General features: G+C 45.0%; 15 protein-coding genes. 1 reads left to right on the top strand and 14 read right to left on the bottom strand.

Going from position 1 to position 17,191, the window contains the following annotated elements; all coding sequences use genetic code 11:
- Positions 1–69: 69 nt before the first annotated feature.
- Positions 70–1,761 carry a fibronectin-binding protein EfbA gene (gene efbA / locus PGP85_RS04815; RefSeq protein ID WP_270326379.1) on the top strand — a complete coding sequence of 564 codons (1,692 nt, stop codon included), beginning with the start codon at positions 70–72 and terminating at the stop codon, positions 1,759–1,761.
- A 33-nt stretch (positions 1,762–1,794) separates the two neighbouring features.
- On the opposite strand, the gene PGP85_RS04810 is transcribed toward efbA, so the two are convergent.
- From PGP85_RS04810 to PGP85_RS04745, 14 genes are all read right to left on the bottom strand, one after another.
- Positions 1,795–2,826 (bottom strand): AI-2E family transporter, encoded by a 1,032-nt coding sequence (locus PGP85_RS04810; protein ID WP_270326377.1) that lies wholly within the window; start codon positions 2,824–2,826, stop codon positions 1,795–1,797.
- A gap of 371 nt (positions 2,827–3,197) precedes the next feature.
- Positions 3,198–3,824 carry an orotate phosphoribosyltransferase gene (gene pyrE, locus PGP85_RS04805; protein ID WP_270326376.1) on the bottom strand — a complete coding sequence of 209 codons (627 nt, stop codon included), beginning with the start codon at positions 3,822–3,824 and terminating at the stop codon, positions 3,198–3,200.
- Positions 3,825–4,541 carry an orotidine-5'-phosphate decarboxylase gene (gene pyrF / locus PGP85_RS04800; protein WP_270326374.1) on the bottom strand — a complete coding sequence of 239 codons (717 nt, stop codon included), beginning with the start codon at positions 4,539–4,541 and terminating at the stop codon, positions 3,825–3,827. It abuts the gene before it with no gap.
- A complete protein-coding gene (locus tag PGP85_RS04795; RefSeq protein ID WP_270326372.1) occupies positions 4,541–5,458 on the bottom strand; it encodes a dihydroorotate dehydrogenase in 918 nt (305 codons plus the stop codon). Before PGP85_RS04795 ends, pyrF begins: the two co-directional genes overlap by 1 nt.
- The gene (locus PGP85_RS04790; protein ID WP_408639890.1) at positions 5,458–6,246 is read right to left on the bottom strand and encodes a dihydroorotate dehydrogenase electron transfer subunit; all 789 of its coding nucleotides are present in this window, start codon (positions 6,244–6,246) and stop codon (positions 5,458–5,460) included. The genes PGP85_RS04795 and PGP85_RS04790 overlap by 1 nt, the downstream gene beginning before the upstream one ends.
- Before the next feature lie 33 nt (positions 6,247–6,279).
- A complete protein-coding gene (carB, locus tag PGP85_RS04785) occupies positions 6,280–9,462 on the bottom strand; it encodes a carbamoyl-phosphate synthase large subunit (RefSeq protein ID WP_010739181.1) in 3,183 nt (1,060 codons plus the stop codon).
- The gene (locus tag PGP85_RS04780) at positions 9,463–10,542 is read right to left on the bottom strand and encodes a carbamoyl phosphate synthase small subunit (RefSeq protein WP_010739182.1); all 1,080 of its coding nucleotides are present in this window, start codon (positions 10,540–10,542) and stop codon (positions 9,463–9,465) included.
- Positions 10,543–10,546: 4 nt separating this feature from the next.
- Entirely contained in the window at positions 10,547–11,827 is a 1,281-nt protein-coding gene (locus PGP85_RS04775; RefSeq protein WP_010739183.1) for a dihydroorotase, read from the bottom strand.
- A 13-nt stretch (positions 11,828–11,840) separates the two neighbouring features.
- Positions 11,841–12,767 carry an aspartate carbamoyltransferase catalytic subunit gene (locus PGP85_RS04770; RefSeq protein ID WP_010739184.1) on the bottom strand — a complete coding sequence of 309 codons (927 nt, stop codon included), beginning with the start codon at positions 12,765–12,767 and terminating at the stop codon, positions 11,841–11,843.
- Positions 12,768–12,864: 97 nt separating this feature from the next.
- Complete coding sequence (locus PGP85_RS04765; protein ID WP_010739185.1) at positions 12,865–14,136, bottom strand: solute carrier family 23 protein; 1,272 nt, start codon at positions 14,134–14,136, stop codon at positions 12,865–12,867.
- A 37-nt stretch (positions 14,137–14,173) separates the two neighbouring features.
- A complete protein-coding gene (gene pyrR / locus PGP85_RS04760; RefSeq protein WP_010739186.1) occupies positions 14,174–14,710 on the bottom strand; it encodes a bifunctional pyr operon transcriptional regulator/uracil phosphoribosyltransferase PyrR in 537 nt (178 codons plus the stop codon).
- Between the two features lie 217 nt (positions 14,711–14,927).
- Complete coding sequence (locus PGP85_RS04755) at positions 14,928–15,836, bottom strand: RluA family pseudouridine synthase (protein WP_270326367.1); 909 nt, start codon at positions 15,834–15,836, stop codon at positions 14,928–14,930.
- Complete coding sequence (gene lspA, locus PGP85_RS04750; RefSeq protein WP_270326365.1) at positions 15,829–16,290, bottom strand: signal peptidase II; 462 nt, start codon at positions 16,288–16,290, stop codon at positions 15,829–15,831. Before lspA ends, PGP85_RS04755 begins: the two co-directional genes overlap by 8 nt.
- A gap of 2 nt (positions 16,291–16,292) precedes the next feature.
- The gene (locus PGP85_RS04745; protein ID WP_010739189.1) at positions 16,293–16,994 is read right to left on the bottom strand and encodes a CBS domain-containing protein; all 702 of its coding nucleotides are present in this window, start codon (positions 16,992–16,994) and stop codon (positions 16,293–16,295) included.
- Between the last annotated feature and the right edge of the window lie 197 nt (positions 16,995–17,191).

The raw sequence follows: 17,191 nt of genomic DNA, 5'->3' as shown, positions 1-17,191 counted from the left end.
TGACTTGCTTGGTCACTGGGGCTTTTTTGTTTATAATAGATATATTATGAATAGAAATGAGGGAGAAAAATGTCCTTTGATGGAGTTTTTACCCATGCGATGGTCCGAGAATTGAAAGATCAGCTCGTCACCGGCAGAATATCCAAGATTCACCAGCCCTATGAAAATGAAGTCGTTTTGGTCATCCGCGCGCAAGGAAAAAATCGCCGCCTGCTCCTTTCGGCGCATCCTAGCTACGCACGAATCCAATTAACAGAAATTGCTTATACTAATCCGGAAAATCCGCCGAACTTCGTCATGATGCTGCGTAAGCATTTAGAGGGTGCGATTTTAGAGGATATTCATCAAGTGGAAAATGACCGGGTCGTTCACTTTACTTTCAGCAAACGCGATGAATTGGGCGATCTGCAAAATATTGTCTTAATCGTGGAATTGATGGGGCGCCACTCGACAATTGTCCTATTGAACAAAGAAACTGGTAAAATTTTAGATGCAATCAAGCATATTGGTCATTCCCAAAATACGTACCGCTCTATCCTGCCCGGCAGCGAGTACATCGAACCGCCAAAACAAGAACAGCTGAATCCTTTTCACGCTCCTAAGGAACAGGTATTTAAGATTCTTTCAACTGCGGAAATCCTCGATGGCCGTTACCTGCAGCAGAATTTCCAAGGGTTGGGGCGTGATACCGCTGAGGAACTAGTCTTTCGTCTTACCCAACGGCCAAATGAAAAAATGGCTGTCTGGGCGGAATTTTGGCAAAGTGTCCAAGATGACCTTACTCCAACCGTGGGAACGAAAAATGACAAAGAATTCTTTGCCCCGCTTGCTTTTGAAACGCTGGAGAATACAACAGCTTATGATAGTTTAAGTACGTTACTTGACGCTTACTATGGTGAAAAAGCGGAAAAGGATCGAGTGAAACAACTCGGCAATGACTTGATTCGCAAAGTCGATAATGAGATTAAACGCAATCAGACCAAGCTGGCAAAACGTGAAAAAACCTTGCATGATTCTGAAAATGCAGAGGAATTCCGCCGCGACGGTGAATTACTGACGACTTTCATGACACAGGTTCCGCGAGGGGCAGAAAGTGTTGAATTGCAAAATTATTATGAAGAAAATGCGCCAATCGTGATTAAATTGAATCCGGCATTAACGCCAAATCAAAATGCTCAGAAATATTTCCAAAAGTATCAGAAGTTAAAAAATGCAGTCAAATTGATTTACAATCAGATCGCTGAAGCCAAAGATGAGATTGCCTATCTTGAATCGGTCTTGGCGCAGTTAGAGATCGCCGGTCCAATGGACATCGAGGTTATCAAAGAAGAGCTTGTTGCCAGCGGCTACTTGAAACGGAAACGCAGCAAGAAAAATCGGAAGCAGACCCCTTCTAAACCTGAACGCTTCGTAGCTAGTGATGGCACAGAAATCTTGGTCGGGAAAAACAACCTGCAAAATGATCAATTAACTTTGAAACAAGCACGAAAAACCGATATCTGGCTTCATGCCAAAAATATCCCAGGTTCTCACGTAATTGTAAAAAGCAATGACCCTAGTGAGGAAACTTTGCTAGAAGCCGCTGAACTGGCCGCCTATTTTTCAAAATTCCGCCAATCTGCGCAAGTCCCGGTGGATTATGTCGCGGTCAAACATGTCCATAAACCAAATGGAGTAAAACCGGGTTTTGTGATTTATGAAAATCAAAAAACTTTGTTCGTGACCCCCGAAGAATCTCTGGTGGAAAAATTACGCGGATAATAGTATATTTCGAAATGCAAAAAAAGGAACCGCCTAACTTGGCAGTTCCTTTTTTTTGGTTTTCTTTGTACTAATTTTAACGCCTAATATTTCCAGGAAGAAATTGAAAATCGGAATACCGACGATCAGGCCCCAAACACCTAGGAATTTTTCGCTGACTAATAGAATGACGAAGGTATAAAAGATCGGTAATTTTGTACGGCTCGACATAAACTTCGGATTCAAGATATAGGCTTCAATGCAATGAACGACCACGATCAAGATCAATACGTAAACGACTGTCTGAATGCCTCCCGTTGAATAGGCGATCAATGTCAGCGGGATACAAGAGAAAATCACCCCTGCCACTGGAATCAAGCTCAAGATGAAAATCATGATCGCTAACGTCGGCAATTGCGTAAAGCCGATCAGCCCTAAGCCAACGGTGGTAATCACGGTATTGACGATCGCAATCAATAATTGCACCTCTACCACCACGCCGAAGGTATCCACGAAAACTTTAGCAAAGTAATGTAAATCTTGGAAAAACCAAGAATACTCGCTGCTCAAAAAGTTCTTTGAGAACAAGACTGTCTTTTCCTTTTCCACCATAAAGAAGAAACTCAAAATGAAGGAAACAATGAAGGCGACAGCTAAACGACCGACATTTTGCAATTGTTCCAAAATAATTCCGGCACCGCTCTCCACCTTATCCTGCCAATTATGATTTTTGAAATAATTGGAAATCGTGTTAGTGATGAAATCAGAATCGAAATCCTTATGCTGGTAAAAATGGACGATCGAATTATAAGTGGATGTCACCTGATCAATCAATATCGTCGAATACCTGGAGATTAGCAAATAGAGCAGCCATAACTCAATTAAATACAGGAGTGTCGCTAATAGAAAGGTCGGAGCTTTAATATAGCGTTGGACAAATTTGACGATTTTAACTGAAATCAAGGTAAAGATAAAGGTCAGTAAAATCGAGGTCATAAACTCTCTGACTAAAAATAGGACAAAGATAACTACTGCTAGAACCGTAAATCTTCGTAACCGAGTGTTGTTTAAAAATTTCTCATACATTTGAAAGCCTCTTATTCATAATAATATATCTATTTTTCTGTCTGAAAAATAAATTTGATGCACAAATCACGTCTTTTTTGACTATCATTCTTTAACATTGTTTTGATTCTAATCCATAATTTTTGGTTTGTATAGGATCATTCAAAAAGTCGGATAATTTCAAATTAACGCAATAAATGTGATTATTTATCCTCGACTTTGCCTGCTAAAGCAACTAGCGAAACCAGCGTCGAAAAAATCTACTGAAAATAATATACCATTAAACCTCTTTTTCGGCTTCTAATAAACATTGCACCCTTTTTGAGGATTGAAGTTGTTTAGCTCATGAAATCATCGTAAACAAAAAAAGCATCCACAGATGCTTTTTTTGTTTAATTCAACCAGTTTTCAGGGTCCTTACGCCATTTTTTCAATAGCTCAAGCTGTTCTTGATTGATATAGTTCTCTTTTAAGGCACTTTCGATCAAAGTTGAATAATTTGTCAACGTAACTAACGGCATGTTAGCCGCTTCGAAATTATTTTTACCTTTGGCCAATTCATAAGTGAAGATCGCTGCGACGCCTAAGACATCTGCACCCTCTCTTTTTGCCGCTTCGGCCGCTTCTAATACACTGCCACCGGTTGAGATCAAGTCTTCAATTACGACCATCTTTTGGCCTTCTTTGATGCGGCCTTCAATTTGGTTCCCGCGACCGTGATCTTTTGCTTTACTGCGAATGTAAACCATCGGCAAGTCTAAAATTTCTGCTACCCAAGCCGCATGAGGAATTCCTGCTGTTGCCGTTCCGGCGATTACTTCGACATTTGGAAAGGTTTCTTTGATTTTTTCCGCCAAGCCTTGCGCGATTGCGCGGCGAACTTCAGGATAGCTCATGGTCACGCGATTGTCGCAATAGATGGGTGATTTTAATCCGCTGGCCCAAGTGAAAGGCTCATCAGGACTCAAAGAAACTGCTTCGATTGATAATAAGTCTTTGGCGATTTGTTCTGCGATCATTTATGCTTCACCGTTCCATTCTTTTTTGATTTGTAAATAGCTTTGATACGGGTTGTCTGCTTGTGTGATTGGTCGGCCGACAACAATGTAATTCGAGCCGATCTCACGCGCCTTGGCTGGTGTCATGACTCGTTTTTGGTCACCGACACTGGCACCTTGCGGACGAATCCCTGGCGTTAAACAGATAAAATCTTCATTTGTTGCTTCGTGAATTTTTTCGACTTCATGAGCCGAACAGACTACGCCTTCTAATCCGGCTTTTTCCGCACATTTGGCATAGTGCAGCACACTTTCCTGCAAGCTGACTTTGATCAGCTGGTCGTCATGCATCTGTTCTTCACTTGTGGAGGTTAATTGTGTTACAGCGATCAGTTCAGGAATCGTTTTATCTTCGGCTGTCCCCTCGCTTAAACCCTGTTTAGCCGCCTGCATCATTTCCACGCCTCCCGCGGCATGGACATTGGTGATCTTGACGCCCATTTTCGCAATGCCGCGCATCGCTTTTTGGACAGTATTAGGAATGTCATGCAGTTTCAGGTCAAGGAAAATGTCGTGACCTTGGGTGCGTAAGAAAGTAACGATTGCTGGTCCTTCTTGGTAAAAAAGCTCCATGCCGATCTTCACGAATAATTTCTCTGTGATTGGAAAGTGAGTTAAAAAGGTTTCGATTTCTTGCTTTGAAGCAAAATCAAAAGCGACGATTGGTCGTTTTTCCATTAGAACATCCCCCTAACTTCTTGACGCAGCTGTTCCAATGATTCAATCCCCAATTCCGCCATCCGGATCGGAAGCTCTTCGATTAATTTTGGACAGATGTAAGGATCAGTGAAGTTCGCAGTGCCGACCGCGACCGCACTGGCGCCTGCCATAAACATTTCTAGAACATCATCCACCGTTTGGACGCCGCCCATACCGATGATCGGCAATTCGCTGACTGCGGCTACTTGATTGATCAAGCGGATCGCTACTGGTTTAATGGCTGGTCCTGATAAGCCGCCTGTGCGGTTGGCCAAAATCGGTTGCCGCGTTTTTAAATCGATACGCATTCCCAGTAAAGTGTTGATCATCGTGAAGCCGTCCGCTCCGCCTTTTTCAATCGCTTTAGCAATCGGAACGATATCTGTGACATTAGGACTCAGTTTAACGTAGACTGGAACATTTGCGACTTTCTTAACCGCCTTGGTTAAACGATAAGCGACCTCTGGATCGGTTCCGAAGGCGATTCCGCCGTGTTTTACGTTGGGACAAGAAATGTTCAATTCGATCGCTTTGACATTGGGTGCATCGCCGATTTTCGCGCAAACCTCGACATAATCCTCTTCGCATGCGCCTGCTACGTTGGCAATGATCGGAAGCTCTTGATATTTTTCTAGGCTCGGTAGAATATCCTGCAGCACGACTTCCATGCCGGGATTTTGCAGACCGATCGCGTTCAGCATGCCGCTGGGCGTTTCCGCCACACGCGGTGTCGCATTCCCGAAGCGTTCCTTTGGTGTCGTTGCTTTGATCATGATGGCACCTAGTTGATTCAAATCATAGTAATCTGCGTATTCTTTGCCGAATCCGAAACAGCCGCTTGCCGGCATGATCGGATTTTTTAGGTCTAAACCAGGTAATTTGACTGCGATACTCATTAAAAGATGACCTCCCCTGCTTGGAAAACGGGCCCGTCTTCACATACTTTGACACTTTTGTTTTCATCCTCAGGTACATGGCAGACACAGGCGTAACAAGCACCCATTCCGCAAGCCATGCGAGATTCTAATGATAGCTGAACGTTGTCAACGGTGGAATAAAGCTGCTCCACTGTTTTCAAGAGGCCATTATTGCCGCAAGCGAAAACAGCGTTTGGCTGTCTTTCTTCTGCCAGCAATAAATTGCCGACATTTCCTTGAATGCCGAAGGTGCCGTCATCCGTTGAAAAACGGGTTTCGCCTAATGCCTGAAACTCGTCTGCGTAATAGACCACCTCTTGCGTTCCGAACCCAAGAAAATGAACCACTTTAACCCCTTTGGCCTTCAACTCTTTAGATAGCTGATACAAAGGCGGCACGCCGATACCACCGCCGACGATAAAGGCTGTATCTCCAGCATTCAGCCGATCGATTTCAAAGCCGTGGCCTAGCGGACCCATAACATCTAATTGTTCGCCGGCAGACATTTCAGCAAAATAGCTGGTTCCGTCGCCTTCGACACGATAGATAATCGTACATGTTGCTTCTGCTCGATCATATTGATTGATACTGATGGGGCGGCGCAATAATAAATCACTTCTTGGTACACGGATATGCAAGAACTGTCCCGGCATGGTCATTTCATTGACTAATTCTCCCGTTAAAACCAGCTCATAGATTCTCGGTGCTAACTCTTGTTGACGAACGATCGTCATCATTTCCTGCTTCATAACGGCCTCCCTATAGATCGACAGAGTGAAGCACGCTCCACTCTGCAAAAATTATATTTCTTGGATTGAAAATGCGCGTGATTCCATGACTCGTAAGATTGCATCGGCAGTGTCTAGCGAAGTGAACAAGGATACTCCATGTTCCACTGCTTCTCGGCGAATGATAAAGCCGTCTTCTGATGAGTTTTGACGATTTTTGTCCATCGTGTTAATGACAACTTGTGCTTCGCCGCTGCGAATCAGGTCGATCACATTATTATCATCTGACTCGGAAATTTTCGCGACGGTCTTGGCATTCAGACCATTTTCCTCAAGGAATTTGGCGGTGCCCGCGGTTGCGATCAGACTGTAGCCAACATCTTTGAAGCGTTTCGCAAGGTCTAATGCTTCATCCTTCGTTTCATCAGCGACTGTGAACAAGACTGCGCCGAAATCTGGTAAATGAAGGCCGGATGCCGCAAAAGCTTTGTAAAGAGCCTTCGCTAGATTACGATCGGTTCCCATCACTTCACCGGTTGATTTCATTTCAGGCCCTAAGTAGGTATCGACCTTTTGCAGCTTCGTGAAGCTGAAGACCGGTGCTTTTACATGAACCATGTCACTTTCAGGATATAATCCGTCTTGGTAGCCTAGTTCTTTCAAGCTTTGGCCTAAGATCGCTTTTGTAGCAATTTGCGCCATCGGGATATTCGTGATTTTACTCAAGAATGGCACTGTCCGACTTGCACGCGGATTGACTTCGATCACGAAGACTTCATCGTTGTGGATGACAAACTGGATGTTCATCATACCGATGCAGTTCATGCCTAAGGCTAGACGACGCGTATACTCTTCAATCGTAGCCTTCAATTCATCAGAGAAGGTTTGCGGCGGATAAACTGCCATCGAGTCGCCAGAGTGAACCCCTGCGCGTTCGATATGCTCCATGATTCCTGGAATCAAGACCGTTTCGCCGTCACAGATCGCGTCTACTTCACATTCTTTACCGATCAAGTAGCGATCGACTAGAACGGGATGTTCTGGAGAAGCTTTCACAGCGTTAGCCATGTAGTCTTCTAAATCTGCTTGATTCTCAACGATTTCCATTGCCCGGCCACCTAACACATAACTTGGGCGAACCAAGACTGGGTAACCGATTCTGTCAGCGATTTTCACTGCTTCTTTCGCGCTGGTTGCTGTATCACCCGGCGGCTGCGGAATATCCAAGCTTTGCAGAACTTGCTCGAATTGGTCGCGGTCTTCTGCCCGATCTAAGTCTTCAATCGTTGTTCCAAGAATCTTGACGCCGTTTTTCACTAATGGTTCAGCCAAGTTGATGGCTGTTTGCCCACCGAATTGGACGATAACGCCGGTTGGTTGTTCTAGTTCAACCACGTTCATTACGTCTTCCAGTGTCAATGGTTCGAAGTACAATTTATCCGAAACGGAGAAGTCGGTCGAAACAGTCTCTGGATTGCTGTTCATAATGATTGCTTCATAGCCGGCCGCTTGGATCGCCTTAACTGAGTGAACCGTCGCGTAATCGAACTCGACCCCTTGCCCGATCCGGATCGGACCTGAACCTAAGACTAGGACAGATTCTTTATCAGACCGAACGCTTTCGTTTTCGAACTCGTAGGTGCTGTAGAAGTAGGGTGTTTGTGATTCAAACTCTGCGGCGCAGGTATCGACCATTTTATAAACTGGTACGATTTTTTCTGCCGTCCGGAATTCCCGAACTTCATTCGCCGACATACCCCAAAGCTGGGCGATTTTGACATCGGCAAAGCCGTTTTGTTTGGCTTGTTTTAGTAAAGTAGTATCCTTTTTGTTCTGCGCTAATTCTGTTTCTAATTCAACGATGTGCAGCAGTTTATCCAAGAAGAAGAGATCGACTTTCGTCAGTTCGTTGATTTCTTGGATTGAATACCCGCGGCGGATCGCTTCTGTTAAGTAGAATAATCGATCGTCTTGAGCCTTAACCATTTTTTCGGTTAATTCTTCGTCCGTGACTTCACTTAATTCAGGTAATTCTGCGTGGTACGTCCCGATTTCTAATGAACGAACGGCTTTTAGCAAGGATTCTTCGATATTTCGACCGATCGCCATGACTTCGCCAGTCGCTTTCATTTGTGTCCCGAGAACGCGTTCGCCGCTTTCGAACTTATCGAATGGCCAGCGCGGGATTTTCGCAACTACATAGTCTAAAGCTGGTTCAAACTCCGCATACGTTGTTTCGGTAACTGGATTTTTCATTTCATCCAATGTCAGACCAACCGCGATTTTTGCGGCAAGCTTAGCGATTGGATACCCCGTTGCTTTACTTGCTAGTGCGGATGAGCGAGAAACCCGCGGGTTCACTTCGATCACGTAATAGTCAAAGCTGTGAGGATCAAGGGCCAACTGAACGTTACAGCCGCCTTCGATTTTTAACGCACGGATAATCGATAGAGATGCATCCCGCAGCATTTGATATTCATAATCCGATAAGGTTTGGCTTGGGGCAAAAACGATCGAGTCGCCGGTATGGATTCCGACTGGATCAAAGTTCTCCATGTTACACACGACGATCGCGTTGTCTGCTGAATCGCGCATCACTTCGTATTCGATTTCCTTGAAGCCGGCAATTGATTTTTCAATCAAGCATTGTGTCGCTGGTGAAAGTTTCAAACCATTTTCTGCGATTGTACGAAGGTCTTCTTCATTGTCACACATTCCGCCGCCGGTTCCGCCTAAAGTAAAGGCCGGGCGTACGATGATCGGATAACCGATCGTGTTGGCAAAGGCTACCGCTTCTTCAACCGTATTGACGATTTCTGATTCGGGAATCGGCTGATCCAGCTCCTCCATCAATTGTTTGAACAAGTCGCGGTCTTCCGCTTGATCGATCGCTGATAATTTTGTTCCAAGCAATTCGATTTTCAACTCATCTAAAATCCCTGAGTCCGCTAATTCCATCGCCATGTTCAAGCCTGTTTGACCGCCAAGTGTTGGTAAGATCGCATCAGGCAGCTCTTTGCGTAAGATGCGGGAAACAAATTCCAGTGTAATTGGTTCAATGTAGACTGTATCCGCGATTTCACGGTCCGTCATGATCGTCGCTGGGTTTGAATTGACCAAGACGACTTCATAACCCTCTTCTTTTAACGCTAAGCAAGCTTGCGTGCCGGCGTAATCAAATTCCGCGGCTTGACCGATCACGATCGGTCCAGAACCGATGACCATGATCTTTTTAATATCTGTACGTTTTGGCATTTATGCTTGCTCCTTCCATGCATCCATCATTTCCATAAACTCGTCGAATAAATGAACCCCGTCGTGCGGTCCAGGCGCAGCGTCTGGGTGATACTGTACGCTGAATGCCGGATAGTTCCGATGACGGACGCCTTCGACTGTTTCGTCATTGACTTCTACGTGTGTGATCATCAATTTTTCAGGATCGATTGTTTTTTCATCGACCGCGAAGCCGTGATTTTGTGAAGTAAAGTCAATCCGTCCAGTCGCGATTTCCCGCACTGGATGATTCAATCCGCGGTGTCCAAATTTCATTTTGTACGTATCGGCACCATTCGCTAATGCGAACAGCTGATGTCCAAGGCAGATACCGAAAATCGGTACTTTCCCTTGAATTTGCTTGATCATTTCAATTGCTTCCGGCACATCTTTTGGATCGCCGGGGCCGTTGGTCAGCATCACACCGTCGGGACAAAGGTCTAGGATCGTTTGGGCATCCGTGTTGTAAGGCATCACGGTCAAATTGCATTCACGGCGCGACAATTCGCGTAAGATGCTGTGCTTCAAGCCGAAGTCGATCACGACAACGTTGCGGCCGACACCTGGACTCGGATAAGGAGTGACCGTCGAAACTTGTGCGACTTGGTTCGTTGGCAAGACTGTTGCTTTTAGTTGGTCAAACGAGTGCTCCAATTGATCGGCTGGATCAACGATGCTGCCTTTCATGGTTCCAACACTGCGTAATTTTTTGGTTAATGCGCGTGTATCGATTCCAGAAATTCCCGGAATGCCCTTGCGTTTCAGAAATTCGTCTAGGGTCATTTGGTTGCGCCAATTGCTGGCCAAGCGTGCGTGTTCTTTAACAATCACACCTTTGCAAGTGGGTGCGATCGATTCATAGTCATCGCGGTTTACGCCGTAATTTCCTACCATCGGATAAGTGAAGGTAATGATTTGGCCATTGAAACTTTGGTCGGTAATTGTTTCTTGATATCCGGTCATGCTGGTGGTGAAGACGACTTCGCCGACGACATTTGCCTCTGCGCCGAATCCTTCACCTTCAAATACTGTGCCATCTTCTAAAATTAAAAGTCTTTTCAACGTCTTAGTCCTCCTTGTTGTATACCAACTGACCATCCACGAAGGTCATCAGTGTCGCACCCTTAACTGGCCACCCAGTGAAAGGTGTGTTCACCCCTAGTGATGCGAATTTTTTGTCATCGATTTTTTCTTCGTGATTCAGATCGAATACCGCGATATCCGCCGGTTGGCCGATATTTAATGTACCCGCGGTTAAGCCGAAGATCTCCGCTGGTTTGACAGCCATCCAATCTATCACTTGTTCTAATGTAAATTGTCCTGTTTCAACAAAGTGCGTATAAATCAATTGGAACGCTGTTTCGCTGCCGACGATTCCGAATGGTGATTTCAAGAAGCTTTGGTTCTTTTCTTCAAAACCATGGGGAGCATGATCGGTTGCGATACAGTCGATCGTGCCGTCAAGCAGGCCTTCGATCAATGCTTCGCGATCGCCTACGCCGCGTAATGGCGGGTTCATCTTCCAGTAGCCATGATCCTCAGGAATATTTTCATCGATCAGGATCAAGTGATGCGGTGATACTTCAGCAGTGACATGCACGCCGGCTTTCTTCGCGTCGCGGATTACCCGGACACTTTCCTTCGTTGACACGTGGCACACATGGTAGTGAACACCTGTCTCCTCTGCTAAGATCAAATCTCTGGCGATCTGTGAGGATTCCGTGGCGCTTAGGATTCCTGGCAAATCCAGCTTTTCACTAACTTCGCCTTTATGCATGACGCCGCCGAATAATAAGGATTCATCTTCCGTATGAGCGACTAAAGCCATATTGTTTTCAGCTGCTTCCTTCATTGCTAAGTACATCGTACCGGCTGTCTGCACCCCGACTCCGTCATTAGTGAAAGCGAAGGCCCCAGCGGCTTTCAAGCCTTTTTGGTCCGTCAAGATCTCGCTGCGCAATTCTTCCGTGATCGGCGCGTATTGTAATACTTTGACTACCGCGTCTTTTTCAATAATGTCTTTTATCGCATTGAACTTTTCGACAGTGTCAGGGACTGGGTCTAGGTTAGGCATCGCGCAGACTGTTGTATAGCCGCCGCGAGCCGCTGCTTTCGAACCGTCCTTGATGGTTTCTTTATAAGTAAAGCCTGGTTCTCGTAAATGAACATGAACATCAACTAAGCCTGGTGTGATTAACTGATTGTTTGCGTCGTACGCCTGATCAAACGTAATGTCCGAAAAATCTTTTCCCATGCCGGCGATAATGCCGTCTTCTAGCCAAAGGTCACACGTAATTGTTTGATTGTCTTTTGTTACGATCTTTCCATTTTTAATCAATGTTTTCATTTTATCTGCCCCTTTACGATTTTCCTCTAAGTACTGCTTCTAAAATTGCCATTCGAATGTACACGCCGTTCGTCATTTGCGGAACGATCCGTGATTGCAAGCCTTCAACTAAGCTGTCGGCGATTTCCACATCGCGATTGACTGGTGCCGGATGCATAATGATCGCACGGTCTTTCAACTGTTGGCCGCGTTCGATCGTTAAGCCGTATCTTTCGTGGTATTCTTCCTTTGAAAAGCTTTCCTGTCCGTCATGGCGTTCATGCTGGACACGTAAAAGCATCATGACATCAACCTCCGGTACGAGTTCATCCAGCGGACGGTAGGAGCCATAGACATCAAAGCTTTCGTCGTACCATTCTTCTGGTCCTGAGAAAAATACTTCCGCGCCTAGACGTTTCAGCATCTGCATGTTGGATTTCGCTACCCGTGAGTGGGTAATGTCCCCAGCAATCGCGACCTTCAGACCAGCGAACCGGCCAAATTCTTGATAAATTGTCATCAGATCCAGCAAACATTGGGTTGGATGCTGACCGCTGCCGTCGCCGCCGTTAACGATCGAACATTGGATCGTCTTGCTTTGGATCAATTCGTCATAATAATTCTCATCGCCGTGGCGAATGACCGCCACATCAACGCCTAATGCCGACATAGTCAAGACGGTGTCATACAAGGTCTCGCCTTTTTGAACGGAACTGGTTTTGGCGTCAAAATCAATCACATCTAGTCCGAGTTTTTTCTCAGCAACTTCAAAACTTTTATGGGTTCGGGTACTATTTTCAAAGAAAAGATTGGAGACAAAGTATTGGTCCTTATGCGGTGTCCAGCGCGCACCTTGTTTGAATTGCTGCGCTCGTCGAATCAGTCCCATCACCTCTTGATCGGTCAACGCTTCGACCGTCAATAAATGCTTCAGACTAATTTCCTCAGACTGAATGATCATGAAATTTCCTCCTCGTTTCTATTTAATAGAATGTTCCTGCTTAATAGAATGTTCCTGCGTCGATTCCATCCGACTAACCCATTAGTGTTGTGTTAGTCTAATTTTCGCTGCGCGCTTGCTCCGGCAAGATGAGATTCAAAAGGATTCCCAAGACGGTCGCCAAAGCCATGGCAGATAAAGTGAAGGTTCCTGCTTCAAAAACCAAGCCGCCGATACCGATGACCAGAATGGTTGAAGCGATTAATAAGTTCTTTTTACGGTCAAAGTCGATCTTGTTTTCGATTAAGATCTTCAACCCGCTTGCGGCAATAACACCGAAGAGGATGAAGCTGATCCCTGAGATGACTGGACCAGGAATGCTTAAGATCAGTGCGCTAAGCTTGCCGACAAAGCCCAGCAAGACTGCGAAGACTGCTGCACCGCCGATGACGAATACACTGTGAACGCGTGTGATTGCCAGAACCCCGATATTTTCACCGTAACTTGTTACGGGAGGTCCGCCGACGAAGCCTGCGACGATTTGCGCTAGGCCGTCGCCCATCAAGGTGCGATCCAAGCCAGGATCATCGAAGAAGTTTCGTTTCGTCAATTTATTCAATACCATCAAGTGTCCGATGTGTTCAGTCATTGTGACAAAAGCGATCGGCGCCATGGTCGTTATCGCGTTGACATAAAGTTTCGGCTGATAGCTGACGAAAGGCACACTGAAAGCAGGCATCGCCAACCATTTTGCATCGATGATCGGTTGATAGTCGATGATGCCGAAGAGCATTGCTGTGACATAGCCGCCGACGATTCCTAAAAGGATCGGAATCAGTCCTAGGAAGCCGGTGAAGAACATGTTGAAGAAAATCGTTAGTCCCAATGTGATCAAAGCAACCATTACGTATTTGAAGCTGTAAACTCCGTTGTTATACATCGCGTTTTGTGCGGCGTTGCTGGCTAAGCCTAAGCCGATGACCATTACGACTGGTCCAACAACGATCGGCGGTAAAATTTTATCCAGCCAAGCAGAGCCGATTTTGCGGATAATGAAGGAAACGATCAAGTAAACCAATCCGCAGGTCAAAGCGCCTTGCGCGACTGCTGGATAGCCGTCACTCTTCATCAATAATTTCATCGCTGCGATAAAGGCGAAGCTGCTGCCTAAGTAGGCAGGAATTTTTCCTTTAGTTACAGTCAGGTAAACGATTGTTCCTAATCCTGAGCTGACTAGTGCGATACTTGGGTTGATTCCGACTAAGATCGGTACTAAGACCGTCGCGCCGAACATCGTGAATAAATGTTGAATACTTAATCCGACCCAGTGTCCTGCACTTGGGCGGTCGTGAATATCTAAAACAACGTCATCATTGTGAAACTCTTGCATGGAGAATGTCCTCTTTCTAGTGTCTATACATTATTTTTTAGTCTTCTTTTTGGATCATGATGCGATCTTGTCCATCGTTTTCTTCCATTTCCACGATGATTTCTTCGGTTAACGCGGTTGGAATGTTTTTCCCAACATAATCCGCGCGGATCGGTAATTCACGATGGCCGCGGTCGACTAAAACTGCTAGTGAAATTCGATTTGGACGACCTAAGTCGATCACAGCATCCAGTGCTGCACGAATCGTTCTGCCGGTGAACAAGACATCGTCGACTAAAATCACTTCTTTGCCTTCGATTGAGAAAGGAATATCTGAAGAATGCAATTCCGGCTCAGCTTCCTGTACCTTCACATCGTCGCGATACAAGGTAATATCTAATTCTCCTACAGGCACATTGATATGTTCTAATTGTTTCAAGCGTTCCGCGATTCGTTGAGCGATAAAGATCCCGCGGGTTTTGATCCCGATCAAGACAATATCCTGAACCCCTTTATTCCGCTCGATGATCTCGTAGGTGATTCGAGTCAACGCTCGTTTCATTGTTACTTCATCTACTACCTCTTTTTTTAACATCCTGTCTCCTCCTTGTTTTTGACCATAAAAAAACTCCTACCCGTAGTTAGGTAGGAGGAATGTTATCGACTTCGTCAAAATGACAGCGTTCACCTAGGCGCACCTAGTCCAAACAACTATCGACTTCCTTCTTAGCCTCACGGGACTACTCTTAAAGGATCACTATTAAGTTATTTATTTCTTACTAAAAACACTATACTATTCCTTAATTCAGAAATCAATCTTTTTCTTTTAACTGTTTCAAAGTTTTTTTGAAAAGCTCTGGCAGCGGTGCTTCAAAGACCATCATCTCGCCTGTTGTCGGATGTTCAAAGCCCAATAATTTTGCGTGCAGAAATTGACCGTTGCCTTTCAAGGTCTTCTTAAGTCCATACAAAGGATCGCCTGCGACAGGATAACCGATGTACTTCATGTGAACTCTGATTTGATGAGTACGGCCAGTTTCCAGCTGCAATTCGATCAACGTATACCCTTCATAGCGCTTCAACACTTCAAAGTGTGTTACAGCCGGTTTCCCGTCTTCGATCACGTCCTGCATCTTGCGATTCACCTTTGAGCGGCCGATTGGGGCTTCGATCCGGCCTTTTTCGTGAGGAATCTCGCCATGAACTAAGGCAACATATTTCCGCAGCGAAGTTTTATCTTTTAACTGCTTTGCCAATGCCTCATGAGCACGGTCATTTTTCGCCACCATCAGCAAACCTGAGGTATCCTTATCAATTCGATGCACGATTCCGGGACGAACCACGTCATTGATCGTTGAAAGAGTTTTGATTTGATACAGCAAACCGTTGACCAAGGTCCCTTGCGGATGCCCAGCCGATGGATGTACCACCATACCTTGGGGTTTATTGACGATCACGACATCGTCATCCTCGTAAACAATTTCCAGATTTAAATTTTCAGGTACTAAATCTAATTCCTCTGGTTCCGGAATTTCGATCAAAATTTGATCGCCAGCACTAACCTTATAATTCGCTTTGATAGGTTTCCCATCGATTGAAACGTGTTGATTTTTGATCCATTGCTGGATCTGTGAACGAGAATACTCCGGTAGACGATCATTTAAAACCTTATCGATCCGCCCTTTTTCCTCTTTAATAATAACTTCAATTTGATTATCCATTTTTCTTGTCTCTCTCATCTAATAGAATATAAATAAATATCATGACTACTCCCGCAACTAAAGCCATATCCGCGATATTGAAAATCGGAAAGTTGATAAAATCCAAGCGAAACATATCAACGACATATCCCAACCGGAAACGATCAATAAAATTGCCGATGGCTCCCGCTAAAAAGAAGCTCAAACCAACCGTCAACCACTTGCTTTCATGTAAATGTTTGATCAAATAATACAGCACCGCTGCGACCGCCACGACAGTGATCACAATGAAGAAGATCTGCTGGCCTTCGAATAAGCTGAAGGCGCCGCCGGTATTGCGGATATGTGTCAATGATAAAACATTGGGAATGATTGTCTGACTATCGCCAAAATTATACTGGCTGACGATCCACCATTTGAACCACTGATCCAGCGCAATGATTCCCGCGCTTAATAATAAGTAAATAACTAACAAGCTTACTGCTTCCCTTCTTGTGTATAAATATCTCGTGGCCGAATAATCCCTAACAGATTACCGTCCGAGTTTCCATCTTTTGTAATCAAGATCGCCTCTAGGACACCTTCTGTTTGGAACATCTTCTCCACCTCAGAAACTTTGGTGTCCCCCGAAACAAATTTGAAATTCACTCGTTTCCCATTAGCCATCAATAAATCTTCCGCCACCCGGCCTTTGAGACTCACAGAACCCGTTAAACTTTCCTGAGCAAAATAGAATCCAATCGTACGCAAGGTGATCAGTCCCATGAACTTTCCTGAGTCATAAACTGGGAACTGAGAGAAGCGTTTTTCAGTAATGATCTTCATGATTTCTACTAAAGGCAGATCGCGTTCAAACCCGGTCACCTTCTTGCCGAAACGCGGCAAAACTTTTTCTGGACGCAGCAGGCTCGTTTCAATCTGCTGGATTCGTTCAACAGCCCATTCATTTGGCTCAGCGATCACAAAATCATCCGCCACTTGATCGTGTACAATTGCATTGCGTAATTGTGCCAATTGCAGCAAATCATTTTCACTTCCGCCGATCCAGTTATCCCGCCGTTTCGATAACCGACGAACCGCTTCGCTGAAGCTCATGTTTGCAGGATTGCCTAATTGACGTTTTAATTCCTTTTCGATCCGATTAAATGTGCTTAAAAAAATATCCGCCCGTTCTCCCATTCAGCCGCTCCTAATGTTTAGATTCTTTTACACCGTGTCCTGCTAAAATCCGATAGCTCCAGTATAAGTGAAAAAAAGCGCGATGGAAAGTCTGAGGTTTAGGAAAAAAAGAAAAAACGAGTCACACTATTTTTAACCAATCCAATTCGATAACCTGATTATTCTGCTGATCAAACCCTGCTCACGACAAATAGCCC

Origin of the sequence: Enterococcus malodoratus (genome assembly GCF_027659535.1) — a bacterium.
GTDB lineage: Bacteria > Bacillota > Bacilli > Lactobacillales > Enterococcaceae > Enterococcus_A > Enterococcus_A malodoratus.
This window is presented reverse-complemented; position numbering and strand designations above follow the sequence as displayed.